Below are 24754 nucleotides of genomic sequence, written 5' to 3' on the forward strand. Positions count from 1 at the left end.
TTTATTTTTGATTCAAATGGAGAAGGTAAATATGAGAGAAATCCCTAGAAAAAGTGATTTAATTAAAAAGATACAAAATTTAATATCAGGACATGAAAGCAGGAAAACTGTTTCTGAGTGGGCGTTTGATATTTATAATGATGATTCTTTAAGAATCTCAGACCCAATGATATCTAATTACTTGGAAATGTTAGGCGCGGTAGATTTACCATCTTCAGATAGAAACTACTTATATACTGAAGAGGATTTTAGGGAATGGATAAGTGAATTACATCGTTCCTGATCGCATTAAAGGGAGATTTTCCTAGTTTATTGTTCAGATGAAACCAGTAGGCGACTTTCCTAAAGTCTATTGTGAGGTGATGGCAAGGTGTCCGTAAAAGAGGCTCTCGATAAGTATAAGAACAGCTTTGATAGTCGGGCTCAAGCCTTTGTTGAAGAATGCCTTTCATGCGGTATGACGGAGGAAGAAGCTAAGAGTGACATACAACAGCGGATACTTCCCGGTTCGGTGGTGGATAGGGTGCCGACGCTGGATGCAGCCGTGTATCAAGCAGCCTCCCCGCTCTTGAAAGAGAGGTTCTTGTATGCCGGTTCCTGGCAAGACATCGGAGAGACCTTTATCAGCGTTAATGAGATGGCCGAATTAGTTGATAAACCTCACTTTAGGAATTGGGTTGCATCCATGAGGGACGATTGGGAGGGTTCCGCTCCGGCCATGTATCCTGACAGCCGCTTATCGCTTCTCTCTGTGATGAGCCAGGATGAGGGTGATTACACGCTTGCTGTGTGGAACAATCCTGCAGAGCCCGAGATATGGAGATACTCAGGCCAAAGCGAGCACAAATTTAAAGACCTACTAGCCTGGTTCAACTGGCTCAATGGGAATTAAGTAAGGCAGGGAAGCAGGGAATATCATGGGCATGTTCATCACCTTGGACCAATCGCCTGACGATGCCTATAACAAGGTAGGCTGTTTCACGTCCTGTGTTATTTTCCGATGGTTTGAAGGTTTAAGGCTAATCGATAAAAGAGGGTAAAATCAAGGAATTGAATGAAAAATTCGAAACGCTTTAGCAAAATCCAGGAATAAGGATGAAGTTACTTTGTTTGTACAGCATTTGAGATAATCGGAGCATTACTGTGATACACGAAAAAATGATGGAACAAATAGGTTTTATAGAAGAAGAATTGGATATTGCATTTCCTGGCTTATACCGAAAATTCCTGGCAGAAGAGATTCAAGATAACCCCTCTTATGAAATTCAAGATGAAAATGAGTCTAATATCTACTTATTTTGCTATACGGATGTTCTTGAAAGAAACGAAACATACCAAATACAATCCGTTGAACCACAGTATTGCTTGATAGGACAAGATGGTGATATTGGGTATTTTGTGTATGTAAAAAAGGGTAGTGAGAAGGATGCCATTTATAGTCTTGATTTCGGTGCTTTAGGTAGTTTGAGCATGGAGAGAATAGCCAACGATATATATGATTTAAGTGCTAAACGAATGTAGCTTGTAACGCAATTGGTCTCCTTGTGCAAAGCCTGTTATTTCATAGGGGTAGATCATGGCTTCTCATCCCAGTTTCAACTGTCAAAACATACCTTTGACCAAGACAAGCGAGCCTATAGGAAAGTTGACAATGGAACGATTCGATAAATACGATGAACTGTATTTGTTAGAAGCAATTCAGGATGCTGGATTAAAGAATGTCCAGGTAATTGAAGCTGATGAAATCAAACAAAAAATGCTTGATACATTTGTGGATTTTTCTTTAAATAAATCTGATGACAGATTATTTTTGAACTTTAAAGAAGGGGGTGCGTTGGAAAAGTTGGACACGTTGTTGTGTTGGGTTCTATGGTAGCAGGCCGTGGGTCTTGCGGTGTTGGTCGGGGCTGTTGCCGTTCAGGGTGTTCTTGATGCGGGTGGTGTTGTGCCAGTCGATCCAATCGCCGATGGCGTCCTTGAGGCCGTCCAGGGTGGTGCCGGCCCAGTCGCGGTTGTGGAACATCTCGTTCTTGAGCCTGCCGAAGAAGCCCTCGGCGGCGGCGTTGTCCGGTGAGCAGCCCTTGGCGCTCATGGACCGGGTCCAGCCGTGGCTGTCCATGCGTTGGATCCATCCGGGCCAGCGGTAGTGGCAGCCGCGGTCGGTGTGGAGTGCCCCGGTCCGGACCCGGGAACCGCTCCAACGCCTCCCGCACCGAATGACCCTCCCGCACAAACCCCACCACACCATCACGCACCGCATCCGAATACACCACAGGACACCACCAACCTCCCAAATAAGGTGTCCAACTTTTCCAACGCACCCCCTAATTTGTTTCAGCTATAATATATATATCAACAATAGAAAGGAACATAATTATGAAAGTAATTTTAATTACAGGTGCTAGTAGTGGAATCGGTTACTCTACAGCAGAACTATTAGCAAAAAACGGATATAAAGTATATGCAGGAGCAAGACGAGTAGATAAAATGGAACCACTTAAAGAATTAGGTGTAGTTCCACTAAGCCTAGATGTAACAAACGAGGAATCTGCAAAGAATGCGATAAAGACTATAATTGATAGTGAAGGAAAAATCGATGTACTATTCAACAATGCTGGATATGGCTCTTACGGACCAATAGAACAAGTATCATTGCAAGAGGCTCAAAAACAATTAGATGTGAATGTGTTAGGTGTAGCAAGAATGAGCCAGCTTGTATTACCATATATGAGAAAACAAAATGATGGGAGAATTATCGTGACCTCTTCTGTTGGTGGCAAAGTTACAAGCTATCTAGGTGGTTGGTATCATGTTTCTAAATTTGCAGTAGAAGCATTAAGTAACTCTATTCGTATGGATGTTGCTGACTTTGGTATTAAGGTTTCAATTATTGAACCAAGTGGTGTTATGACTGAATGGGGTTCAATAGCTGCAGACCATCTAGAAGATTCTGGGAAAAATAGTCCTTATGAAAAAATAACAAAGAAAGTAGCAGATTACTATCGACAAATGTATTTAAAAAAATCCTCATTAGTAAATGACCCTAAAAAAATTGCACTTATTGTTAAGAAAGCAATTGAAGCTAAAAAGCCTAAAACTCGCTATCAAGATAGTTTACCAGCTAAGGCTTCAATCCTAATGTCTAGACTTGCACCAGATAAGTTTTTAGATAAAATGATGAAAAATACAGTAGTAAAATAGGAGTATATCTACGAAAATAACTATATCAAAACAGTTTCAAGGGTTTGTAAAGGGAATCGGTTTATCCTTAGATGATATTTTGCAAAAAGCAGAAATACCTAATGTACTTTGGAAAGAAGAACTGGACTTATCCCCTGCTAATTATATTAAGTTTCTAACTGAACTAGATAATGAAATAACAGATGAACAAATTTTGTTGTTTAGTGAAGTGAAAAATATAAATACTTTTATGCCTCCATTTTTTGTTGCACTTTGTGCTAATAATGCATTAGAAGGCTTTCAGCGTTTTGCTATGTACAAGAGATTAGTTTGCCCTCTACTAATTGATATAACAAAGAATGATAAAACTATTGATATCCATCTGAGTTTTGATATTCCTAATTCAAGTATGCCTCGCTTCACATTACTTAATGAGCAACTAGTTTTAGTAAGCTTAATTCGTACTGGAAGCAATAAGCATATTATACCCTTAGAGGTGAAATCACCTTATCCCTACAGTAAAAGACTTATTGACTATGTAGGGCTAGAGCCTACAATATCTGAAACAAATAGCATTTCATTCTCATATGAAGATACCGTACTTCCATTTATTACACAGAATAATATCATGTGGGAATACATGGAGGCAGAATTAAAAAGAAGACTTGCAGAGTTGTCAGAAGAAAATAGTTTTCCTAATGTCGTAGAAAAGAAACTATTTTTTGCTGTTCCAAGTGCTAGATTTTCTAGAGAAGAAATTGCAAAATCCTTAGGTGGGGGGGTGCGTTGAAAAAGTTGGACACGTTGTTGTGTTGGGTTCTATGGTAGCAGGCCGTGGGTCTTGCGGTGTTGGTCGGGGCTGTTGCCGTTCAGGGTGTTCTTGATGCGGGTGGTGTTGTGCCAGTCGATCCAATCGCCGATGGCGTCCTTGAGGCCGTCCAGGGTGGTGCCGGCCCAGTCGCGGTTGTGGAACATCTCGTTCTTGAGCCTGCCGAAGAAGCCCTCGGCGGCGGCGTTGTCCGGCGAGCAGGTCGAGCATGGTGTTGGCCAGGGCCGCGTCGGGGTGCTCGCCGATGGTGTAGGCCAGGACCTTGCCGTCATAGCAGTCGATGACCGGGGAGAGGTAGACCTTGCCCGCGTCCGTCTTGAACTCGCTCAGGTCGCCGGCCAGGACCTGGCCCGGCCCCTGGGCATGGAAGTCACGGTCGAGCAGGTTGGGCACCGCCGGGCTGATCTCGCCCAGGTAGGAGCTGTAGGGCCGCCGGGGCCTTTTTTTATCAGCCCGACCGCCTCCCTGAGCACATCGACCTGCATGCGCAGCTCGGCCACCTGCCCCTCCAACTCGGCGACCCGGCCAGCATCGCCCCCGGCCTTGTCCCCGCCGGCCTTGTCCTTGCCGGCCCTGCCGTCGCCCTCACCCATGTCCAAACCCCCGTGCTCCTCGCGATAGCGCCTCACCCATTGTTGCACCGCACCCTCACCATACCCCGACTCCCGCGCCGCCACCGCCACCGGGCAGCCCCCCAGCACACGGGCCACGACCCCCAGACGCACCTCCGGCGACGAGGACGCCCGACGCACCACCCCCGCGACACCTCACGCACCGCCGGCCCGCAACGCAGCCACCGATACACCGTGCCCCGGTCCGGACCCGGGAACCGCTCCAACGCCTCCCGCACCGAATGACCCTCCCGCACAAACCCCACCACACCATCACGCACCGCATCCGAATACACCACAGGACACCACCAACCTCCCAAATAAGGTGTCCAACTTTTCCAACGCACCCCCGAACCGACAAATGTTTATTATAAAAACTCCCACTGTCTGCAGGTGCTCAGAAATAATCCGCAAAATGGAAAGTTTTATCTGTTTGCAGAAGAAAGCAAGAGCTGTCTGGTTTTAAACAATTGGGAGGAAGGAATAGAGATCCTAGAAAACTTGCCCTACATGAATGTTTATATCGTAGATCAGTTGTTTTCCTATGTTATTTCGGTAACTGAAGAAGACAACATGGTTTTTACGAGAATAGAATTGAACGAATAGTTCAAAATTTAATCTATCAAATAATGAACGGAACACTATCTATTCTCCATTCTTGTAAGAGATAAGGGATTGTTTGTTATTTACAAATATGCTGGATTGCTTTTCTGACGCCAATATTGATTTTGCTACATTAACTGATATGTTTGTTGAACCCGTTGCACTTGTAAATAGACAACGGGTTCGTTACGGTCGGATTATATTGTAAATCCTCTTGATCCTTGCAAACAATTGGACACAAGTTACTTCTACGATGTAACTAACCATCAGAGGAGAAAAATACACTGTCAGAAACTTTAGTCAAGAATTCAAGCAATAATCAATTGATTATGCACTATCTAATGCATACCTATCAATAGTTGAACTCCGCTAGCCATCTAGGCGTAGGTCAATCAACCCTGGACAAGTGGGGGGCAGGCATTTGTCATCCAACAAAACCAGTCAGAGGGCTTAACCGAACAGTTAAGCATTCTTCAGGTCTATGTCGATGAACTCGTGGGGACAGTAATGAACAATATCGTTATAAGTTTAGATGCGGATATCGTACCTGGTAAGTCTATTGGTGGGGTTTTCATAGCGACCCTTCACCCTGGGAGGGGGAGTGATGAATATTGAGAGGCTATTAGGTTCATTGAATGTGCTTGTCGCTGCTTTGGATAAAGGCGGGAAAACAGCCCCTGCGAATTTCTTCTCTGACAAAATCAAGCAGATACAAAGTTCTTGCGATGATCCGGGTGAGTTGGATTCCGTCCTTCAGGAGTTAACCTCATGCAGGGCAATGGCGCAATATGGCGATTTTTCTTCCAGTGAGGAAAAATGTCTAGATACAGTCATTGATGACTCCATTGCTTGGCTTCAGCCAGGTAAAAGCATACAAGGAGAATCAATTGGATAAGGTGGCGCGTTTAATCTTAATCACGTAACAGCGCTCATAAGAAATGCAGAGGGTCGATTTTGAATCTCCTACTTATTCATCGAATGGAAAGGCAACAAACTCAGATGAGTCAAAGAGCAAAATGCTAAATATGTCCATTGGCACGTAGGATTTGGGAATTAGTATCAGGATGTGTTTTCCTTATAAAGGACGAGTGACTGTTAGAAAAAAGAACGTTTCAGTGAGTTTGAGGATAAAAGAGTCAAAGGTAGTCTGTGGAAAAAGAATATAAGCGTGAATTGCTTTACCGAAGAGGGCAAGTCAAGATTCACCAAGAGACCTATTTCAATAAAATTCAGGCCTTCACAAATGGAGCCGTCAAGACTGATAGGTTTCTGAGTTTAGAAGATACCGACTTGCTCATCGAAACGATCAATCGTAGCCAATCGTGGCGAGGGTAAAAGAAAATACTTTTGATTACCAAGAAGTTGCGAATTTTATCCGGGCAAAGGTACATAAGCAGCCTTATTATGTGTTCATTGATGAAGAATGGAAGTATTTCGGCGCTTATCGGGTACTAGATGATCTTTCGGATATATACAGGTTTGATGACTTGGTTTCTGACGAAATCAGAATTGTTCCAGACGATGTATCCTTTCATATTCAAATAGACTATGATTTCGACGAAATAACTTATGAGTATAAGACGATAACAAGATCGAATATCGATACACAGTGATTGATGCTAACGGTACATGGTCGATTGACTCTTAAAAAATGTATTCCAGTGAAAGATAGAAGTGAAAGGTAATCACATTTTAGAATGTATCTCCGTTTTATGCTTGAAAATATACTTTGAAAAAGTTGAGGATAAACATGTCGCAAACGAATCTGGTTGCCAGAATAAGCAGTTCTGAAAGCAGTAATGTTATCGGACGAATCGGAGGGAATATTCCCCAATTCTTCGAGGACACGTTAGACGATATTAAAGGGTATAACTTTTACTTGACCGTTCAAAATCCGGATAATTCTCAGGAGTACATTACAATATTTACTCCAATTGATTATGAAAATATGGTTGACAACAATATCTATCCGAAATGCTCAGTGAAAGTTTTCACGCACCCATTTTCAAAGGAAAGCGCAAACAATCGATACACTGCAAAAACTATCAACAGGACAAACATTGTCGGGTATGATAAGGCAGCGGATAAGGAATTTGATTTCATAACAAAAACTGGTTCTCCAGAGCTAATTCAAGATGAAACATATTATTACGAAGATTTGCAGAAAGATAACTATGATTTCTTGATGCAAATAGACGAGGATTACTATCCGGATGGTGTGGTCGGGGAATATATCTTTGGCTATGGCGCTGTATACCTGTACAAAAATGTAGCAAGGCAAAGCATCGTAGCCGGTTTTTGGCAGTTTTCGTGAGACGGCGCTGTACATAATAAAATGCCTGGCTTATCAAGGAACGCATTGTCGGATTTAGAATTATTCCTGATAACTTATCCCAAGGTGTGGCTATAGACCTGGTCGAGATCCCCTTGCACTTGTAAATAGACAACGGGACATCCGCACAAAAACACTCCACATAGTAATGTATTAGCAATTGGTTGGCAAAAGCTGCAATGTATCTTGAGAGAGGTTTCTTATGAATGAGGTTATAGAGCTTTTAAGGGAATTTAAAAAGGATCATTCCATTACAGTTGATAGCGACGATGCATTATTGCTCGATAAGGTTGATGCACTGATGAAACTTGCGGATTTTCTTGATAAAGCTGAAGGGAAGATCGATATTACAGATATTCATATATTGCCTTTGTCAGCAACAGGATACTCAGAGTATAGAGTAATCAATGACAATGAATCAGATAATAAGTCAATGTGGACTGAATACGGAGATGGCGACTTGCGTTTATATGATGGGGACTGGTTGGTCAGAATGAAATAATTTGGACCACACAAAAATGCTGCCCGTCTTCTATCGGCAGCTCAGGCTGGTAGTGATTTGCCGCCAAGTTCCATGACATCTGAACGAGCACCTCGAGTTAAGAAAACTAGAGATATTCTACAATCTCGCAATGAGGCTAAAACCAATCCATGCAAGTAAGAAATTATCTAGATCGCTTAGTAGCTGCTCTAGACACTTATATGAAATTAATAATAAATTCAAGTGATCGTAATTAACAACGGCAAGGGCAATGTACAGTTTCCCTATCATTCCAGGAGCTTACAGATACTCGAGCAGATAAGATATCTAGTAGTTGGCAATAGGCGGAGTCTGCGGCAATGGAACCTCTCCTGGATTCTCTGCATACAGAAATATTAAATCCCGAGAGCACAGTAGCCTGTGCATCTTGTTAGCTAGGGAATGCTTCAATCTCGTACCAGTCTGTGTCCTTATCTATCAGGTAGAACTTGTTGGACCAAGAACAGACGAGAACATCCATGCTCACCTGCAGGCCGTTAGGGTAGGTCAGCAGGGTCTGCTGCACTTTGTCTCTGCTCACACTGGCAAGGTCGGAGCACTGTGGATAGCGGTACAGGGAGACATGCTCATCGTGGGGTCTTCTGCATCGGGTCTACTCTGATTCGAAAACGCTGAGCCTGGCCAGCCTGTTCTTGTACATAAGGAACGGGGCTCCGCGCAATTCCAGCTCATCGTCGGCTGCCATGGGCTCACCCTGACCGCTGGCACTCCAGTTGTCGATTATCCAATCAGGGTACGAAAGATACCAATACCTGTATCCGTCGTGATGACTGTAATAGACATCCATCACGTAGGTGGGGGAGTTGTGTCTTCCAAGGACCTTCAGATGATCGTCAAAAACGGTCATGCCTGAATCTCCGGCTGTGTATTTACCGTAATCCGAACTCTCGTCTACGGGACCCTCATCTCTGCCAGGATGTTCGTCGAAGTAAGGGGCCCAGATTGTTTCATCTTGGGCGACGGTAGGGCACGAAAGGGCATCTCCCATGTTCCCGCTGGATAAGACCTTCCCTTGCTCTGAGACGATCCACGCCGAATCTGCTAAGGGCTTGCCTTCCTCGTACCAGGTTCTGGCTTTGCAGCCTAGCCAACGATTGCCTGGCATCGGCATGACAAAGCTGACATGACCTGGGAATGCGCTAAAAGATATGGATTCACAGCTGCCGTTCTTTTTGTACACTTGGCATTGCGTTCTTGCACCTTCCGCGTTCTGCCATATAAGCACTAGTCGCCCGTCGTAGGCGGTATGCGCTTCAGCGATGCTTGAGCCCTGAGCGGGTGCTTCAAGTGTTCTAACGAAAACCAATGATTCCGTATTTGTCGCGCCCATGCCGCCCCCTTTGAGAAGTGTTAAGTTTAGGTTATCCCTCTTCACTTGCTCATGCGATTAAACGGTGGGTTCAATTCGCTAAGATAAAGTAACAATTACAGATGGTGATTGAAAACTAATAGGGTTGTACGGGTTTCGATTCTGATGTTCAGTTGACATCAATGGAGTAAGACAGGGCATTCGTTCTATAGGCTGGACCAAGGCATCGTTTAAAACATTTGCGGACAGCAGTGTTTCCGGTCAACAAGGAGAAGGGTGCTATTATGACTGCTGATGAGTTTTGGAAAATCGTGGATATGTTGGATTGGAAATATGCGGATAAGGACGATGAGAAGATACTCAAGCCCGCAGTGACATACCTGGCTTCATGCAGTGATGAAGACATCTTTGCCTTTGACGAGATCATGAGCAAGCTCCTGTATGACATTGATGGGGATCAATGGTATGCGGGCGACTCAGGTGACGTCTTCCTCTATGAACGCTGCATAGCCTTGGTGAATGGGAAGCAGTTCTATGACCAGGTCAAGGCAGGGAAGCAAAAGCTCGATCCAGACATGGAGTTCGAGAGTCTCCTGACCTTACCTGGGAGCGCATGGGCCCTCAAGCACGGCGCATCGCCCGACGACTATCGCCATTTCAGCAAATATAGCTATGAATCCTTCTCCAACGTTGCCAATTGGAAGCACCTCAACGATAAATATAGCGATTCGAACAGGGAGGATACCCAACTTTCATGACTGAAGAACTGAGTTGCAGCCAGATAGTTGAGCGCTTGCAGAGCGGGCCGACCATTCTAGGCTTGCCCCAGATCTTGGAGGTCATGGAGGCCTTACAAACGATTCCGGAAGGCGAGCTGGTGGGAAACGACTCCGAGCTCCTTCAAATACTCGAGATGCTTGATGAGTCCTACTGCGACTCTGGAATCTTCGAAATTGACGACAGCAGCAAAAGCAGATTAGACGCTTGTAATCGGTGGTTGGCAGATGTAGCCCAACGGCGCTTTTCGGAAGTAGAAGAGAGGCGGTTTCTTGGGTTTGTTGATGATTTCTCTACGACAATGTGAGCGCAGATGCGGAGGGGCTGCCCATCTCTATTGTAGGAGTGCGTCGATTTGCTCTATGGCACGATCCCAACGACCTGTCATGAGCTCTTTGGAAGATGTATCGAGATGATGAAAGTGGGCTACACTATAATCGATTCAGGTATTATGACCCGGATACCGGGCAATATATTAGTCCTGACCCGATAGGGCTATTAGGTGGAATAAATCCGTATGGGTATGCACATAATCCGCTGACTTGGGTTGACCCGTTGGGGCTGACTAGTTGTTCTTCAGGAAAAGGAAATGATGCTCATAATGCGGCAAACTATCAGAAATTGAAAGATTTTTATGAGCAAGCTGAAAAATATGGTTCAGCTGACATTAAAAGCCTTGAGAACGGTCGTTATCGTTTCTATGGAAATATAAAACCATCTAGAACATATGGAGAAATGCAAGGTGCAAGATTGGTAAGAGAATGGGATCCTGCGACAGGTAATAGAAGAACATGGTATAAAACTGTAGATCATTCTGGTCGTGTAAGAAGCGTTGCTCCAAAGCCTGTAGTGCATGAAAAGAATCACCACATATTTGATTCAAATGGTGAATATATGGGGCGAAGGTAAATATGAGAGAAATCCCTAGAAAAAGTGACTTAATTAAAAAAATACAAAATTTACTATCAAGACATGAAAATAGGAAAGCTGTATCTGAGTGGCGTTTGATATTTATAATGATGATTCTTTAAGAATATCAGATCCAATGATATCTAATTACTTGGAGATGTTAGGCGCGGTAGATTTACCATCCTCAGATAGAAACTACTTATATACTGAAGAGGATTTTAGGGAATGGATAAGTGAATTAAATTGTTCTTGATCGCGTTAAACTGTAATTGATTTTCGTAAAAATCTATCATGAGGTGATAGCAAAATGTCCGTAAAAGAATCTCTCGATAATTATAAAAATAGTTTTGATAAGCGATCTAAAGCCTTTATTGAAGAATGTATTTCGTATGGCATAACAGAGAAAGAAGCCAAGAGTTACGCAAAACAAAAAATACTTCCCGGTTCGGTAGTGGATAAAATACCGACACTAGATACAGCTGTATGTCAAAAAGTCTCCCCACAGTTGAAAGAAAGGTTTTTGTACGGTGGGACGTGGGAAGATATCGGAGAAACATTTTTGAGCATTGAGGAGATGATCGAATTAGTCGGTAAACCGCACTTTAAAAGTTGGGTTACGTCTATGAGAGAAAATTGGGAAGACTCCGCCCCAGCAATTTATCCTGACGCACAGTTATCAGTAATTTCTGTAATGAGTGAAGATGAGGGAGATTACACTCTTGCTGTGTGGAACAAGCATTTAGAACCTGAGATCTGGAGATATTCAGGTCAAAGTGAGCAAAAATTCAAAGATTTATTAGCTTGGCTAGACTGGTTAAATGGGGATTAACTAAGTTGTTCTAATAAATTAAGGAATATACGATGCTAATTAATTCAAAAATCGTAGCAGTAAGAAATAACCCGGATTTAGATACCGATTTTTTTCTATCATTTATTTGGGGAGGTAATTCGTCGATAGTAAAATTATCTAACTCCCAAAAAATAAATATCAGTTCAGAACCTTGGATTAGCGATAATTCTGATATTTTTGGATTTGATATTGATAACTATTTATGCAATTTAGAGTTATATGTTCCCACATCGAACAAAAAAATATTTCTAAATGAAAGAAAAAAGTGCATTGGCACACTAGCTATTAAAGAAAATACAGATGCAGGTTTGATCTTACCTCCCAATAAATTGCGTTATTTTGATCCAGTTTCAAGATCGCTAGTTTGTACAAAATATGGTTTATCTCAAGAGATGGCTATCGATCTTGTTGAAATCAAGAGTGATTTTTTCCTTCTATTTAATTAAGATTCTTATTCAGGCTTTATGCTAAAAAATCCGTTGAGTTATTTAACTGGTCATGAAATGGAAAAACCAGATTATAAAACTGAACCAAATTCAGATGAATACAAATTAATGGGTACTTATTTCGAAATAATGTCAGATAATAATCTTAAAAAATTTAATGGTGATATGAGTCCACTTGTTGAAAGTTTAGACAAAACAATTACACCAAACTTGAGTTGTATTAAAAGTAGTTTTAGGAAAAAAATAATTGCAGATTCTATAAATGATTTATTAGATTATTATTTGTAGCGGGGTATATCATGAGCGTAGGAATTTCTTTATACAATACAGATGGTCTTACAGCATTAAACGCATATGAAATAGGCAAATTTATTTTTGATCGATTGCACATTAACATTACTACTGCTTCTTATTACAAACCTTTATCTAATGGAGATCATACTTCCCAAAAGATTACAGCAAAGGGATTACTTAAAAAATTAGAGCAGAATAATGAATTACAATTCGGCTTATATGGTATTGAGAATAATGAAACCATCGCTGCCTTTTATTACATTACTAAGGAATTCGGTAGTTTTTATAATTTGAATATGCAATATGCGCATAAAATTGAAAATCAAAAACAATTTATGGTAGAACTGGCGAAAAAAGTCACAGAGTTTATAGATTTTCCTTATGGAATATCATTCGAATTAAATGATATGTTCGAAACGTATTTTTATACAGAAGGCGAAAATTTTTATTCAGTTTATAAGTATGAATCGCCTAACACTTGGAATCGAGAAACGCCAGGAAGATTTAAAGGCTCTGCTAGATATAAAGAGTCAATGCTCCGAATGATATACAAGTTTAATATTATCAATGATAGACATCTTGAGATAAAACTTAATAATGCGATCTCCTTGAGGGATTGGATTTTATCAGACACTAAACACGGCGATTTAACTAAAATAAATAATAAACTTTGGCTGTGGAGTGTAGATAGTAATCAATTGGATCATATTAATAAAGTCTGCGGGGAGGCAGGGATTCTTATATCTTGGCGTGAAACATGAAAAAAGAAAAGAATCAGCTATGAAGGAATGCCATTAATGGAAAAAATTAAAGTTAGACCAGGGGAAATATACGCTATTCCTCTATTTCTACCTACTGAAGATATTAAGGAAAATTTAAAAAATTATAAAAAGGAAAAGTTTGAAAATAGAGGTAGAGAATTTGCCTATTGCAGAATTATTAAAGATAAAGTTGGAAGTGGTATATTTGTCGAGGTATTTAATAAAGTAGGGACACTGCAAGAAGATTTTCAATCCATTATAAACTCTTGTAGACTATTTCCACCAATATCTATATCAGGATTAGGAATTTTAAAAGGAAGATGGAAAAAAATTTATACGCAAAGGGATTATGATCCAGAAAAAGATTCTAGTTTATCAAAAATTCAATTAGTGCTGGGCAGAGGAGAAGATTCAAGGTTATGGCAGAATGGAATTGAAAGGAAAATTAGTGAAATTGAAGCGAATAATTATGAACAATGGATTGTTTGGACTCCAACTCAATTAGAAATAAGGTTAAAGAATGAATTGTTCAAATAACCTAAAGTTGCATTGTAACTCTTCTTGATCCTCGCATAAAATCTGAAATAGATACTAAATTATGGAAACGAGAAATGAGGCTAAAACCAATCCATGCAAATAACAAATTATCTAAATTGCATAGCATCAAATAAATTCGAACAATTTATACTAAACTATATTTCTTATGGCTCTATTTTATTTTTCCCCAATGTTTTTAAAATTAATCATAGTTATGATATTTTAAAAAACGAATGTGATAATAGTTCAGGCGAAGATGGATATGAAATTTTTTCATTTTTTATTCAAAGAAAAGATATTACCGATAACTATATTATTGAAGTACAGTTTTACTTTGAAAATTATGAATTAATAATGGATGCAGTTAATTTAGATAATAACAATCTAACGTTAGATGATTTTTTATCTATAGTTAAAAATAAGTTTGAAATATATTTGCTGCGTGATTTTGAGGATGAGGGCGTTATTATCTTAAATAACACAGTAACTAGGTTCATATGTACAGAAAATAATATTTTTATTTCTCAAATAGAAGGGGCTTTTCAAAAAGAAAATTTAATAAGGCAGAAAACTAGAGAAGAAATTTTGAAAAAACAAATGAAACCAATAGAAGATTTTAAGAACTCGAGTAACTACTTCTCTAGATACTTATATGAAATAATGACAAATTCAAATGATTAAAAGTGGCAAGGGAAATACATTATAATACTTTCAGTTACTATGATCCTGATGCGATTTTTGGGGGTGGATTTAATCTGTTTCCCTTAAGGATTATCGGTTTGGAGAGACACGAAACTTTACTTGTAAAGCCACAATTTATATTGAGAGAGGTTTCTAATGAATGAAGTTATAGAGTTTTTAAGGGGATTAAAAAAGGATCATTCTATTAACGTTAATAATAATGACACATTATTCCTCCATAAGATTGATGCACTGATAAAACTTGCATATTTTCTTGATAAATCTGAAGGGGAAATTGATATTAAAGATATTCATATACTACCTTTGTCAGCAACAGGATATTCAGAATATAGAGTGATTAATGACAATGAATCGGATAATAAGTTAATGTGGAGCGAATATGGAGATGGCGACTTGCGTTTATATGATGGCGACTGGTTAATCAGAATGAAATAATTCTTACATTACAATTTATCGTTGAACTGGTGCATCTGCAATCGGTACTAGATTAGAAGGAAAAAATCAAGTAGCTAAATGAAGGTAAAGTCGAATATGACAAAAGAAATATTTATGTTTAATTCTGATAGATTAAAAGCAAAAGAGCAAGGTGTAGATGATACTTGGTTTGCTGTTAATAATGATGAAAACAATCCATTGGATTACAATCCGTGGAATCAAGATTTAGCTGAAATTAAGAAAAAATTTCTATTGCTAGATCAATGTGTAATTCTTTTTCGTCCGGCTTTCGCCAAAGATGAATATTCAAATCGCGAATATAACAAAGGATGTTATTTCTTAGAAATAACGAATCAAGATGGAAGTATTACATATAGCTCTAAGAAACTTTATACGTGGGAGCAACTGACCCCGCTAGCAGCATTGTTTAAAGACCTTTCTTTTTCAGCTGCGTCAAGGGTCTGGAAGGCAAAAAAACTATAGTACAAATGATTTAAAGGACATAATATGAAAGCGCATAGAGTTATCAGGAGCAGAGGCGATTGACGTTTTATCTGAAATCGAATATATATTAATTTCTTAAAAAATATTTCGGATTATTATTTTGGTGGAAACAATGACAATGATTTGTTTGCCTACTATCAAGAAACGACACAATTTATTAATAAAAATGTTAGCCGAAGTTAGGCGAATAATTACGGAAAAATTTGATGATGAACTTGGTGAAGATGATATGGAAAAGATAAAATACTGGGAAAAACCCGGATGTCGTGCCTTAATTAACAATATGCCGTAAGCAGGGCAAAATTTAATCATAACGTTCTTTTGTCTTTAAAAAGATTATCAAGTGAAGTTTACGGAAGTAAGTTCAATAGATGAAATGAAATCTTGGTAATTGTAAAAAAAATTATTTAGGAGTATTAATATGTTTGCCAAAGGAAATCTTTACTCAATAAACGATATCATTTCTTATATGAAAGATAGTAATAAACGTGATGATAATTTTTCTCTATACGGAGAATCAGATGAAGACTTACAAAGCAATAACAGTTATTATGTCGATGAATATCCAAGCGTAGACGATAACGGGAAAGAAGTTTATCCCCCGCTCATTTTACAAAAGAAACTGTATTACCTTTATTCAGGTGAGCAATTTGCCGATGTAGTAGACTCAGTTTTAGATCAAAAGGATTCAGCTTCTTTAGATGATTTTATTAAAGCCTTGAACTACTATGCTGAGTATGATGATTTTTTAGAACTATAAAGCGATGTCTAAAAAACCATCCAACCTAGAATACGTAGATATAGAAACCGGTTTACGTTATAATTCCTCTAGGAGGTTTTATATGAAAACAGTTAAAGGATTTGATGGCTTATTAGTTGAAGCTAAGAATAAAACATTACCCAATGTTGGGTGGTTGTACGTAGATAAAGATTTTGATCTTGATTCAAAAATGGATATTTTAAATAAAAATTATTATTTAGCTGAAACTAATGATGAATCTTTTGATATGCAAGAAAATGATGAACTTAGGACATTTTTAGAATCCCCGACATTTTGTGATATTGTTGATAATAAACTTGAACATCATCCCAACTCCACTAAAGACGAGCTATTGGATGCCGTTGTTTATTATCTCGAAGAAGATGATTTTCTTGACTGACTTTTGAAGATTAAAGATAGCTGGAAGCAAATTTCCAGCTATTTTACTATCTTTAAATACTTTAGTTTTAGAATGTGACCTCAGATTAATCGGGAAGTTAGACAGTGAAGATTCAACGGCAGCAGAAGCAATATATTCAGAGTACAGTGATGGCTTTACATTTAATTGGAATAATTACCTAATTCCTTTGAAACAACGGTGGGTGATGAAACCAAGGTATCCTAGCAACAAATGTACACCATCATTTATGATATTTTGAACGAAAAATTACTGAAGCAAAACATTTCACAAGAATTAGATTAATGGTTGCTATATGATTGCTGTTTACTGCTTTTTGCAATATACTTATAACAAATAGTTTGGAGGTACAAATTCATGCAAAATACAAGCAAAAGAACAGAAAGCATTTACGCTCGGGTAACTCCTGAATTAAAACGGCAGGCAGAGGAAGTATTAAATCAATTACAAATCCCAATGACTACAGCAATAAATATGTTTTTACAACAAGTAGTAAATACAAATGAAATTCCTTTTAAAGTAAAAACTGCTAGAAATCCTTTAGACTTAAGCCATCTCAGCAAAGAAGAATTTAACCATGAAATCCAAAAAGGACTTGACGATATAGCTGCAGGAAGAACTTATACGGCAGAGGAAGTCAAAAACATGACTTTAGGAGAATAGATCGTGGAAAAAAATTGGAAAATAGATTATTCTGCTAAAGCGCTTTTTGATATTATTAATCTAAAAACGCATTTATACGAACTTTCTAGATCCGAGCAAACCACAAAAAATAAAATTGCTAAAATTGAAAATGCAGTCAAACAACTTGATCATCAACCTTTTCGTTATCCATTAACTTCAATAGAGACCTTTCGAACCAAAGAAATTCGTTTTATGCCCATTGATAAATATATAGTTTTATACTTGCCTAACAAAGACTCTCATACTGTAAGTATTGTACGAATTATATACGGTAAGATGGATATGGCACATCTAGATTTGGAATGAATTACACATTCTCGCTCCACTAAAGATGAGCCATTGGATGCCGTTGTTTATTATCTCGAAGAAGATGATTTTCTTGATTGACTTTTGAAGATTAAAGATAGCTGGAATCAAATTTCCAGCTATTTTACTATCTTATAGAATGTGACCTCAGATCAATCGGGAAGTTAGATAGAAGAATATAGGAAAGACGAGATGTTTGAGATTGATTTTAGTAGTTCTGTTAATTTAGGTAAGTTAGACAGTGAAGATTCAACGGTAGCAGAAGCAATATATACAATATATTCAGAGTACAGTGAAACTTTTACGTTGAATTGGAATAATTACTTAATTCCTTTGAGTAAAAAAGGAGATTTGAGTGAAATTTATAATGACATTGTTAAAATGTTGATCCTTATCAAGATGAATAAGGAAAAAGGATTTTATATAAATTTTTTATCAAATGCCTTTACAGCAAAATGGGAATTTACTCTATATAAAACAGAGCAAATTAGGATTAATGCAAAATGGAATAGTAATAGTATTTTTTCTAATAAATTAATAAATGAAATCGATCCGAATTTATATCAAGTCTTGGTTAATAAAACTCATTTTGTGAATCAGTGGGATAATTTGCTGAGAAACCTTAAGCAAGACCTTAAGGCAGTTGGTTATACTGATAGTCTTGATGGGTTTAGCTATTTAGAAAAATTATAACTTGATGATTTTGGCGAGCACTGGAAATTGCCTGAAGTTTTAAACAATAGAACTTAAATAAAATGATAGAGTTAGAAGTATGAATTATAAAAATATTTTTATATCACAGATGAATCTTGGTAAATTTTTAAGTTTTCTTGGTGAATATTTACTTAAAGAATACGATCAAAAATTTTTCTTCGAATTAGTATTTTCTACAAATATTGAAGATGAAAATTATGAATATAACTTTTTTAATAAATATAAAAAAGAAGTAAAAAGTTTCCAATCGATTGGTCAAGAATTATTGTATTTTGAAGATAAAACTCTTTCAAATACTGAATTTATTGACGATATAGTGCATTACCTGGAGCAAGACGGCTTTATCATACTTCATATATTTTTCTCTATTGATGATTTAATGTATTTATACACAAATGGCTTTGAAAAGTACTTTGTTTAGGTTTGAAATCTCTAAACTAGATTGGGAAGTAATCAAACTACCCAATCCTTATTTGTATACAGAAGACTTTTCTGAAAATTTATATCAAGAAATTGATCAAAATTACGATCTAATCAATTTAGGACCGGCTATTATTTCCTTACAAAAACCTTGGCATGTTGAATTCAATTTCATATCTGAGAAACAATATGCAGATGATTTAGTGTTTGATAAAAAGAACGAAGTATTTATTGAATTTAATAAAATTATTTCTGACATCGGTAAGTTGCTTTGTAGGTGTGATTAGGAGCAAATAGAACTAGAAACCGATTTGCGTTGTAATAAAAAAGGAGTAAACATGTTTGTATCGAAATATGAAACGCCTGAAAATTTAGATAAGTTAATTGAAAAAATCGAAACAGACACGCAAATAAAGTTTAGTAAAAGCTATTTAAATTTTCTGAAAAGGTTTAATGTCGTTGAATTTGATGGAAATTATAATATTAAATCAGGAAAAGAGAGTATTTCTATTGAAACTATATTTGGTTTTTCAAAGCAGGAAGAGGAAGATATAGAGTCTGTTAGCCGTTTTTATAGAAATAGAATTCCTTCTTCTTATTTGCCAGTGGCTTCGATTAACTCAGAAGATATAGTTTGCATAAATTCTCAAGGAAAGATATATCATTGGAACCATGAAATAAATGATTTGTATTTTAATAAAGAGCCTAACAGTTATCAGCCGCAGAATGAAAAATTGTCTTTAATTGCAGAATCATTTGATGATTTTTTAAAGTTAATATTTTTAAGTAAAGAAACACAACCAGAAGAAAGATACGATGTTTATATGGATTCAACAGTCCCTTTCCCGGATAAAGTTCTTGGAATATTTTTTGAAAACCCGAAATTGTTCTTTTCAAATAATACTGGAAATCGAGTGCAAATATATTTGAAAAAATTAGAGCTTTCAGAAAAAGGTCAAGAACTATTAACTTTATTAAGGAAAGAAAATTTACTGTAATCCTGAAGGAAATGCTTTAGGTAATATATTTTTCTGATGTTTAAAGGCAAGGAGGGGTTTATGACCCTTGATGATGAAATAAGAATAAAGATTTCTCAATTATTAGATCCTCCTGAAATGGTTGATAGCTGGAAGAGAATTGCTGATAATCTTTCTGATTCTTTTGACTGGAAGGGAACGAAAATTGATTGGTCAAAGACAATTAATCATAAGAGTAGTCAACTTTTGGGAAATTACCCTGATTGGTTATCTACAATAAGAAAGTTTATTGCTGACGATGATATAAATGTTGAGATAAAAAAGAGTCAAAAAATTTATTATATAAATGATTCGTCTTTAGATTTTGCAGTTTGTTTAACACTTAAGCAATTTAATAAATTTCTTGCTTTTGCTATAGAAAATATTCCTCAGCATCACTATTTTTTTGATTTTTTGAATAAATGGTGCCTTGTTATAAGTTTTGAGGGATATGTCGATTTTTGTTTATCTCAGAAGAAAATCAGCTTAATACATTGATGTCTTAGGGTTAGGATGTGAAAATGGACGCAACGATTGTAAAGAAAATTGATGAAGGACTTCATTTTGAGGCTAAGAAGTGGGCAAAAGATATATTTAAATGTAACATCCCAGAAAAAGCAGCTTCAGAGCTGATTGATCTTGGAAGAGTTCACTTTGAGTTGGGAGAAGATAACGAGGCTTACGAATGTTTTCTTAAAGCTTATGACAAAGATCAGGCTTTCAAGGAATATGATGATAAATATTGGGAGTTTTTTAAGTCAATACATTATCTAGGAGAAGAAGTTGATAGATTTAAGAGCAGATATCATTCCCTATAATTCGATAGGCAATATTATTATCGGAAATAACATTAGTGATTATATTGAAGAAATGTATGCAAAGTATAATGTGGTATCAGAGAGTTTCACCTTGCTTGATGGCACGGAAAGAATTGTATTTTCGCTCAACGACATAATAAAAATAACTACCTTATCAAGTGAGACAATAGTTGCGATTAGTTGTAATGAACAATATCACGGTTTCTATAAAAATAAACTTTCCACAGGATTATCTATGATAGAAATTGTAAAATTAACATCTCGACAACGAATATTTTATGGTCATCTTATCATTGATGATGAGTTTGGTTTGGCCTTTATATTGCCTACACCATACGATGAGATAGCAGATAGCATTAAAGATATACCGTGCAATTTGACTTTGAATGAAATTTACGTTTCTGATTTTTCAGTATGGAATTTAAAAACTAATTAATTTTTTAGTGCAACTAGTTAAAACCTCTTAGGAGAATATAGGATGAAAAATTTTCAACTTTATTACGGATGATTATCGACAAAGTTTACTTTTGTTGGGCTTTTACTATTGATGCGATTAAATCAATAATGGATAAAGATAGAAAAACTGGTGAATCTGCAGAGGGGATCTTCTTCTGGGCTTGTGATGTGATCATTTTAGATCAGATTGACGTTCAGCAAAAAGTTCATTTCTTAATAAAACTGATATTAAAAATTTAACTTTACGGATACGCCAGTCTAATGTTTGAATAAGAGTTGTTGCTACAACACATGGGACTTCTGATAGAGTTCCCGTGCTGATTGGACAGCAAATCAGCACGATATAGTTGCATTTTGAAAATTAATAGGTAAATTCAGAATCTGAGATAGAGGGTAATTTATCGGCATGAGCATTGATTTTATCAATGTCTTCTAATAAAGCTTCCTCAGTTAATGATTGGTGTTTTTTTACAATTAGCTCAGTGCCAGAAACAACAATGTCAATTTTATCACCGACGTGAAGTGAGATCTGAGATGCTATATCGCTGGTTAACCTAATACCTAACGAATTGCCCTACTTAAGGATTTAATTGCTGGTGACATATTTTAACTCCTCTTGTATATAGAATGACTATACTATAGTGCTGATTGAAAAAATAGAAATGATTTGTTACAAAATGTTATCTTTTAAATATGATAAATTCCAATCAGTTAAGACCTAAGGTGAAGTGCCTCATAATTGTTAGACAAATACTAACGATTGTGAGGCACTTTTTATGACTAAATATTCTGTTGAATTGAAGATTAAAAAGATTATGAAAATCAGTGATCTTCCAACACTAATGTCTGTTTCAAGAATATTGATATTATTGGATCAAACACTTCAGATCCGAGGAATTATTAATAGATGTAGAGGATATTTAATATGATTTATGAATTAAAGATTTACGCTAGTTATCCAAATAATTATTGGTTTAAATTTAAGAATAACCAGTTTTCGTTAAAATCGAAAGTTAGTTTAAAAAAATTATTTTCCTTCGATGTATTTTTCAGTGATGGTCCAGCTTTTATCTCACCGCGACTTGCATCGTTAATAGATGAAACTAATTCAGATGTTCAGTTAATCGAGGTAAATGTTTCGGTTAATGGTGTTAATTATCAAGGTTATAAAATGGTGAAAATTGTTAGGAAAGTTTCTGCGATAGATCTAGAAGCTTCAGAAAGTGAGCCGATTTTAAGTTATCTTCCTGATGGCCCTAAAAAATTTAGAAGAATAGTTTTTAAAGAAGACGTGAGTGAGGACTTTTGGATTGCCAGATGCCAGGAATATCCATCTTGTATTATTGTTTCCGATCAAAGCCGAAATTTTCTTCTGACAAATGACGTTATAGGGATCGAACTAAAAGATATCAAATAAATTCGGGGCAAAATCATGGTGTTATTTATGGAAGAGATATTTACATAGCGAACTTCGACTAGAAGATTACATGAGAGATCGATTGTAGATCTAATTCTTTCAACACATCTTTATGGGAATAAATGATCGGATTTTCTTCAAAATCTTCAATTGCTTTATTGTAAAGTTTTAAATCTATTTCAGATTCAATTTTTTCAAGAGCCGATTCTTTGAAAAATTCATTGATAGTTAATCCATTAAGTTTAGCGTAATCACGAAATAGTTGATCTTCTTCTTTATTAAAATGCAGTGATATTGTTGGCACAATTATAGAAAATTTCCTTTTTTAGGTATGCTACAAGAGACAAGGTAATTTGTCTAGTAGATTATTAGTACAATTTGATACAATTTTAAGGAGGTTGTCAGATGAATGAAGTAAATATTCAGATTTGGATTGGCAATAATTTTGCTGCGGAAGATAAATATCTAAAATATTTTGAGCAAAATGAGGATGCTAATCCGCTAGATCCTAATTATGTTGAAGAATGTCAGTTTCTTGCCAATATTGGTGACATCTGGTTCGACCCGAATTTTATGGTTATTCCCAAAAGATTTGCTGAATCGCAAGATATTCAAACGATTATCGATATTATTAAAGTGGATGAAGCAGAAAAAGCCAAAATTCACCAGGTGTGTGAAATCTTGGAAATTACGGAGGCTAATGCCGTTTTTTGGTACGTTAACGCTGACCTTGAAGTCGAGTTGGAGGTTGAAAAACCTTATCGAGAAAACTACAACGGTTTAAAATATATCGGAAATTTTTGTGCAGGAAGCATTTATGAAGAAAAAACTTTAACGCATCAAGCAACCGAACAGCATGTATGGCTTGGAAGCAATTTTAACAAAGAATACGATGAGTATTTCGAGCTAGATCGTCCGAATAATTTTTGTCATGATTTAGGGATTAGTTGGTATGATGAAGATTTCATCGGTTATCCGAAACCTTTGAAAAAAGAAGTCACGGTTTCAAAACTAGTGAACAAGCTGTTAGGACCTGGGATGCCGTGTGAACAAGAAATCGTAGAGAGCTGCCATCGACTAGGCATCGATAATGGTAACACCTTATTTTGGTATGATGCTAATCAGTTAGGTTTTAATCCGCCAGAGCGCGACAATTATAACGGATTAAAGTACATTGGCAAATTTAGTTTTTAAGAGAGGTGCCCTCATGTCAACAACTGAAATTAAGATCGGACTAGATGAGTTAGAAAAAAGAAAATTAGAGAAAAATGCCAATTCCATGGGGCTTAGTGTAGAAGAAGTTATTAAATTGATGATTGATCAATTTAATCGTAGCTGTCGGATCAAACGTAAAGATAGCTTGGATGATTTTCTACTCTTCCTCGTGAGGTTGAAGAGGCGATGTGGATTGTTAAGGCTGAAGAATTTGGTTTAATTAAAGATACTAGTGAAGAAGTACATGATATTGAAAGTTTACGCCGACGATGGTTGGACAAATAAAACAGAGATTGGCAGATGAAAAACGATTTCGAAAAAGAACTCCAAATTTTTCTAAAAGAGCATCTTAGTGTGCCAGCAAGTTTTAAAGTAAATCTCCATCAAGTAATAATCGATGATCGATCTGGGACCAAAGCTGAAATTAATTTTACTTATTTAAATATTTCGATGGAATATTCGATTAGTATGAATGTGTCTTCAAAACGAATTCAAAAATTTATTGAGCAGATCAATCCTCCTTATCCTTCGAATATTTCAGCGTCAAACCTCGTTTACTATTCTTATTATCTGAATGAAAAACAGTATTTTCCGTTAATGCTTCCGACGACTGAAGCTGGAAAAAAACGAACTTTCGAAAATTTTCTGAAAGTTTTCCAATCAATTTACATTCCACGGGTGTTTAATTTAATTGAATTAAACGAACAGTTAATCAATGATGTGAAAGAAAGTCCCAGGAATTATTCGTATCCGTTTTTGATTGTGATGGCTGCACTAAATCATAATAAATCGATTGAAGTCGATCTAGACTAACTGCTAAGAAAAAAGTATTTAGGGTTTGAGAATAATCTGGATCTTAAAATGGAGTTTAATCGTCAATTGGTGAGAAACGAATATGATGATGTTTGAT

The 24754-nt window shown here is 36.9% G+C and carries 41 protein-coding genes and 1 pseudogene; 37 read left to right on the top strand and 5 right to left on the bottom strand.

Annotated features, from left to right (window positions below; genetic code table 11):
* The first annotated feature begins 31 nt into the window (after positions 1–31).
* The 4 genes from R8749_RS01390 (at position 32) to R8749_RS01405 (ending at position 1876) form a co-directional block, all read left to right on the top strand.
* Positions 32–283, top strand: coding sequence for a hypothetical protein (locus tag R8749_RS01390; protein ID WP_317697256.1), 252 nt, complete (start codon positions 32–34; stop codon positions 281–283).
* 87 nt (positions 284–370) lie between these two features.
* Positions 371–892 (top strand): hypothetical protein, encoded by a 522-nt coding sequence (locus R8749_RS01395; RefSeq protein WP_317697258.1) that lies wholly within the window; start codon positions 371–373, stop codon positions 890–892.
* A 251-nt stretch (positions 893–1143) separates the two neighbouring features.
* Entirely contained in the window at positions 1144–1521 is a 378-nt protein-coding gene (locus R8749_RS01400; protein ID WP_317697261.1) for an SMI1/KNR4 family protein, read from the top strand.
* A gap of 130 nt (positions 1522–1651) precedes the next feature.
* Entirely contained in the window at positions 1652–1876 is a 225-nt protein-coding gene (locus R8749_RS01405; protein ID WP_317697263.1) for a hypothetical protein, read from the top strand.
* On the opposite strand, the pseudogene R8749_RS01410 reads toward R8749_RS01405, so the two are convergent.
* A pseudogene (locus R8749_RS01410) lies at positions 1868–2170 on the bottom strand (IS3 family transposase); the annotation flags it as partial. The gene R8749_RS01405 and the pseudogene R8749_RS01410 sit on opposite strands and share 9 nt — an antisense overlap.
* Before the next feature lie 206 nt (positions 2171–2376).
* Here R8749_RS01410 and R8749_RS01415 point away from each other — a divergent pair.
* Positions 2377–3201, top strand: coding sequence for an oxidoreductase (locus R8749_RS01415; protein ID WP_317697266.1), 825 nt, complete (start codon positions 2377–2379; stop codon positions 3199–3201).
* Between the two features lie 79 nt (positions 3202–3280).
* Positions 3281–3970 (top strand): AraC family transcriptional regulator, encoded by a 690-nt coding sequence (locus R8749_RS01420; RefSeq protein ID WP_425613202.1) that lies wholly within the window; start codon positions 3281–3283, stop codon positions 3968–3970.
* Positions 3971–3999: 29 nt separating this feature from the next.
* Here the strand turns inward: R8749_RS01420 and R8749_RS10775 are convergent, their stop codons facing one another.
* Together R8749_RS10775 and R8749_RS10780 are read right to left on the bottom strand one after the other, a co-directional pair.
* Positions 4000–4281, bottom strand: a complete 282-nt coding sequence (locus R8749_RS10775; RefSeq protein WP_425613203.1) for an IS3 family transposase — start codon at positions 4279–4281, stop codon at positions 4000–4002.
* A 54-nt stretch (positions 4282–4335) separates the two neighbouring features.
* The gene (locus tag R8749_RS10780) at positions 4336–4764 is read right to left on the bottom strand and encodes a helix-turn-helix domain-containing protein (protein WP_425613204.1); all 429 of its coding nucleotides are present in this window, start codon (positions 4762–4764) and stop codon (positions 4336–4338) included.
* Between the two features lie 1063 nt (positions 4765–5827).
* Here R8749_RS10780 and R8749_RS01430 point away from each other — a divergent pair.
* The 4 genes from R8749_RS01430 (at position 5828) to R8749_RS01445 (ending at position 8057) form a co-directional block, all read left to right on the top strand.
* A complete protein-coding gene (locus R8749_RS01430; RefSeq protein WP_317697268.1) occupies positions 5828–6118 on the top strand; it encodes a hypothetical protein in 291 nt (96 codons plus the stop codon).
* Between the two features lie 427 nt (positions 6119–6545).
* On the top strand, positions 6546–6836 hold the full coding sequence (locus R8749_RS01435; protein WP_317697269.1) for a hypothetical protein: 291 nt from the start codon (positions 6546–6548) through the stop codon (positions 6834–6836).
* A gap of 137 nt (positions 6837–6973) precedes the next feature.
* Positions 6974–7537 (top strand): hypothetical protein, encoded by a 564-nt coding sequence (locus R8749_RS01440; protein WP_317697270.1) that lies wholly within the window; start codon positions 6974–6976, stop codon positions 7535–7537.
* Between the two features lie 220 nt (positions 7538–7757).
* Positions 7758–8057: a hypothetical protein gene (locus R8749_RS01445; protein WP_317697271.1), complete on the top strand. Its 300-nt coding sequence runs from the start codon at positions 7758–7760 to the stop codon at positions 8055–8057.
* 631 nt (positions 8058–8688) lie between these two features.
* On the opposite strand, the gene R8749_RS01450 is transcribed toward R8749_RS01445, so the two are convergent.
* Positions 8689–9426 carry a hypothetical protein gene (locus tag R8749_RS01450; protein ID WP_317697272.1) on the bottom strand — a complete coding sequence of 246 codons (738 nt, stop codon included), beginning with the start codon at positions 9424–9426 and terminating at the stop codon, positions 8689–8691.
* Positions 9427–9689: 263 nt separating this feature from the next.
* Here R8749_RS01450 and R8749_RS01455 point away from each other — a divergent pair, with 263 nt between their 5' ends.
* The 25 genes from R8749_RS01455 to R8749_RS01575 all read left to right on the top strand — a co-directional run bounded on the left by R8749_RS01455 (position 9690) and on the right by R8749_RS01575 (position 22629).
* Complete coding sequence (locus R8749_RS01455; RefSeq protein WP_317697273.1) at positions 9690–10163, top strand: DUF4240 domain-containing protein; 474 nt, start codon at positions 9690–9692, stop codon at positions 10161–10163.
* Entirely contained in the window at positions 10160–10489 is a 330-nt protein-coding gene (locus R8749_RS01460; protein ID WP_317697275.1) for a hypothetical protein, read from the top strand. The genes R8749_RS01455 and R8749_RS01460 overlap by 4 nt, the downstream gene beginning before the upstream one ends.
* 95 nt (positions 10490–10584) lie before the next feature.
* Positions 10585–11091, top strand: coding sequence for an RHS repeat-associated core domain-containing protein (locus R8749_RS01465; RefSeq protein WP_317697277.1), 507 nt, complete (start codon positions 10585–10587; stop codon positions 11089–11091).
* A 307-nt stretch (positions 11092–11398) separates the two neighbouring features.
* Positions 11399–11920, top strand: coding sequence for a hypothetical protein (locus R8749_RS01470; RefSeq protein ID WP_317697278.1), 522 nt, complete (start codon positions 11399–11401; stop codon positions 11918–11920).
* 32 nt (positions 11921–11952) lie between these two features.
* The gene (locus R8749_RS01475) at positions 11953–12387 is read left to right on the top strand and encodes a hypothetical protein (RefSeq protein ID WP_317697279.1); all 435 of its coding nucleotides are present in this window, start codon (positions 11953–11955) and stop codon (positions 12385–12387) included.
* 18 nt (positions 12388–12405) lie between these two features.
* The gene (locus R8749_RS01480; RefSeq protein WP_317697283.1) at positions 12406–12675 is read left to right on the top strand and encodes a hypothetical protein; all 270 of its coding nucleotides are present in this window, start codon (positions 12406–12408) and stop codon (positions 12673–12675) included.
* 11 nt (positions 12676–12686) lie between these two features.
* Positions 12687–13442, top strand: a complete 756-nt coding sequence (locus R8749_RS01485) for a hypothetical protein (protein ID WP_317697286.1) — start codon at positions 12687–12689, stop codon at positions 13440–13442.
* Between the two features lie 36 nt (positions 13443–13478).
* Positions 13479–13979 carry an Imm26 family immunity protein gene (locus R8749_RS01490; protein WP_317697289.1) on the top strand — a complete coding sequence of 167 codons (501 nt, stop codon included), beginning with the start codon at positions 13479–13481 and terminating at the stop codon, positions 13977–13979.
* Positions 13980–14072: 93 nt separating this feature from the next.
* Positions 14073–14660, top strand: a complete 588-nt coding sequence (locus R8749_RS01495) for a hypothetical protein (protein WP_317697291.1) — start codon at positions 14073–14075, stop codon at positions 14658–14660.
* Positions 14661–14816: 156 nt separating this feature from the next.
* A complete protein-coding gene (locus R8749_RS01500) occupies positions 14817–15116 on the top strand; it encodes a hypothetical protein (RefSeq protein WP_317697294.1) in 300 nt (99 codons plus the stop codon).
* 96 nt (positions 15117–15212) lie between these two features.
* Entirely contained in the window at positions 15213–15599 is a 387-nt protein-coding gene (locus R8749_RS01505; RefSeq protein ID WP_317697296.1) for a hypothetical protein, read from the top strand.
* Between the two features lie 133 nt (positions 15600–15732).
* Positions 15733–15912: a hypothetical protein gene (locus tag R8749_RS01510; RefSeq protein ID WP_317697298.1), complete on the top strand. Its 180-nt coding sequence runs from the start codon at positions 15733–15735 to the stop codon at positions 15910–15912.
* A 129-nt stretch (positions 15913–16041) separates the two neighbouring features.
* Positions 16042–16380 carry a DUF7716 domain-containing protein gene (locus R8749_RS01515; protein WP_317697300.1) on the top strand — a complete coding sequence of 113 codons (339 nt, stop codon included), beginning with the start codon at positions 16042–16044 and terminating at the stop codon, positions 16378–16380.
* An 82-nt stretch (positions 16381–16462) separates the two neighbouring features.
* Complete coding sequence (locus tag R8749_RS01520) at positions 16463–16780, top strand: DUF7716 domain-containing protein (protein ID WP_317697303.1); 318 nt, start codon at positions 16463–16465, stop codon at positions 16778–16780.
* Between the two features lie 375 nt (positions 16781–17155).
* Positions 17156–17461, top strand: a complete 306-nt coding sequence (locus R8749_RS01525; protein ID WP_317697306.1) for a type II toxin-antitoxin system RelB/DinJ family antitoxin — start codon at positions 17156–17158, stop codon at positions 17459–17461.
* A gap of 3 nt (positions 17462–17464) precedes the next feature.
* The gene (locus R8749_RS01530) at positions 17465–17788 is read left to right on the top strand and encodes a type II toxin-antitoxin system RelE/ParE family toxin (RefSeq protein ID WP_317697309.1); all 324 of its coding nucleotides are present in this window, start codon (positions 17465–17467) and stop codon (positions 17786–17788) included.
* A gap of 192 nt (positions 17789–17980) precedes the next feature.
* Positions 17981–18481, top strand: a complete 501-nt coding sequence (locus tag R8749_RS01535) for a hypothetical protein (protein WP_317697312.1) — start codon at positions 17981–17983, stop codon at positions 18479–18481.
* Between the two features lie 79 nt (positions 18482–18560).
* Positions 18561–18923: a hypothetical protein gene (locus tag R8749_RS01540; RefSeq protein WP_317697316.1), complete on the top strand. Its 363-nt coding sequence runs from the start codon at positions 18561–18563 to the stop codon at positions 18921–18923.
* Positions 18916–19209, top strand: a complete 294-nt coding sequence (locus R8749_RS01545; RefSeq protein WP_317697318.1) for a hypothetical protein — start codon at positions 18916–18918, stop codon at positions 19207–19209. The genes R8749_RS01540 and R8749_RS01545 overlap by 8 nt, the downstream gene beginning before the upstream one ends.
* 51 nt (positions 19210–19260) lie before the next feature.
* Positions 19261–19920 (top strand): SMI1/KNR4 family protein, encoded by a 660-nt coding sequence (locus R8749_RS01550; RefSeq protein WP_317697320.1) that lies wholly within the window; start codon positions 19261–19263, stop codon positions 19918–19920.
* Positions 19921–19980: 60 nt separating this feature from the next.
* Positions 19981–20436: a hypothetical protein gene (locus R8749_RS01555; RefSeq protein ID WP_317697322.1), complete on the top strand. Its 456-nt coding sequence runs from the start codon at positions 19981–19983 to the stop codon at positions 20434–20436.
* A gap of 23 nt (positions 20437–20459) precedes the next feature.
* Positions 20460–20756, top strand: coding sequence for a hypothetical protein (locus tag R8749_RS01560; RefSeq protein ID WP_317697325.1), 297 nt, complete (start codon positions 20460–20462; stop codon positions 20754–20756).
* Positions 20722–21192, top strand: coding sequence for a hypothetical protein (locus tag R8749_RS01565; RefSeq protein WP_317697328.1), 471 nt, complete (start codon positions 20722–20724; stop codon positions 21190–21192). The genes R8749_RS01560 and R8749_RS01565 overlap by 35 nt, the downstream gene beginning before the upstream one ends.
* Positions 21193–21320: 128 nt before the next feature.
* Positions 21321–21452, top strand: coding sequence for a hypothetical protein (locus tag R8749_RS01570; protein WP_317697331.1), 132 nt, complete (start codon positions 21321–21323; stop codon positions 21450–21452).
* A 685-nt stretch (positions 21453–22137) separates the two neighbouring features.
* Positions 22138–22629, top strand: a complete 492-nt coding sequence (locus R8749_RS01575) for an imm11 family protein (protein ID WP_317697333.1) — start codon at positions 22138–22140, stop codon at positions 22627–22629.
* 58 nt (positions 22630–22687) lie between these two features.
* On the opposite strand, the gene relB is transcribed toward R8749_RS01575, so the two are convergent.
* The gene (gene relB / locus R8749_RS01580; protein WP_317697335.1) at positions 22688–22933 is read right to left on the bottom strand and encodes a type II toxin-antitoxin system RelB family antitoxin; all 246 of its coding nucleotides are present in this window, start codon (positions 22931–22933) and stop codon (positions 22688–22690) included.
* Between the two features lie 101 nt (positions 22934–23034).
* Here relB and R8749_RS01585 point away from each other — a divergent pair, with 101 nt between their 5' ends.
* Together R8749_RS01585 and R8749_RS01590 are read left to right on the top strand one after the other, a co-directional pair.
* On the top strand, positions 23035–23823 hold the full coding sequence (locus R8749_RS01585; protein ID WP_317697338.1) for an immunity 22 family protein: 789 nt from the start codon (positions 23035–23037) through the stop codon (positions 23821–23823).
* Positions 23824–24144: 321 nt separating this feature from the next.
* Positions 24145–24657, top strand: coding sequence for a hypothetical protein (locus R8749_RS01590; RefSeq protein WP_317697341.1), 513 nt, complete (start codon positions 24145–24147; stop codon positions 24655–24657).
* The last annotated feature ends 97 nt before the right edge of the window (positions 24658–24754 follow it).

Origin of the sequence: Xylocopilactobacillus apis (assembly GCF_033095965.1) — a bacterium.
Classification (GTDB): domain Bacteria; phylum Bacillota; class Bacilli; order Lactobacillales; family Lactobacillaceae; genus Xylocopilactobacillus; species Xylocopilactobacillus apis.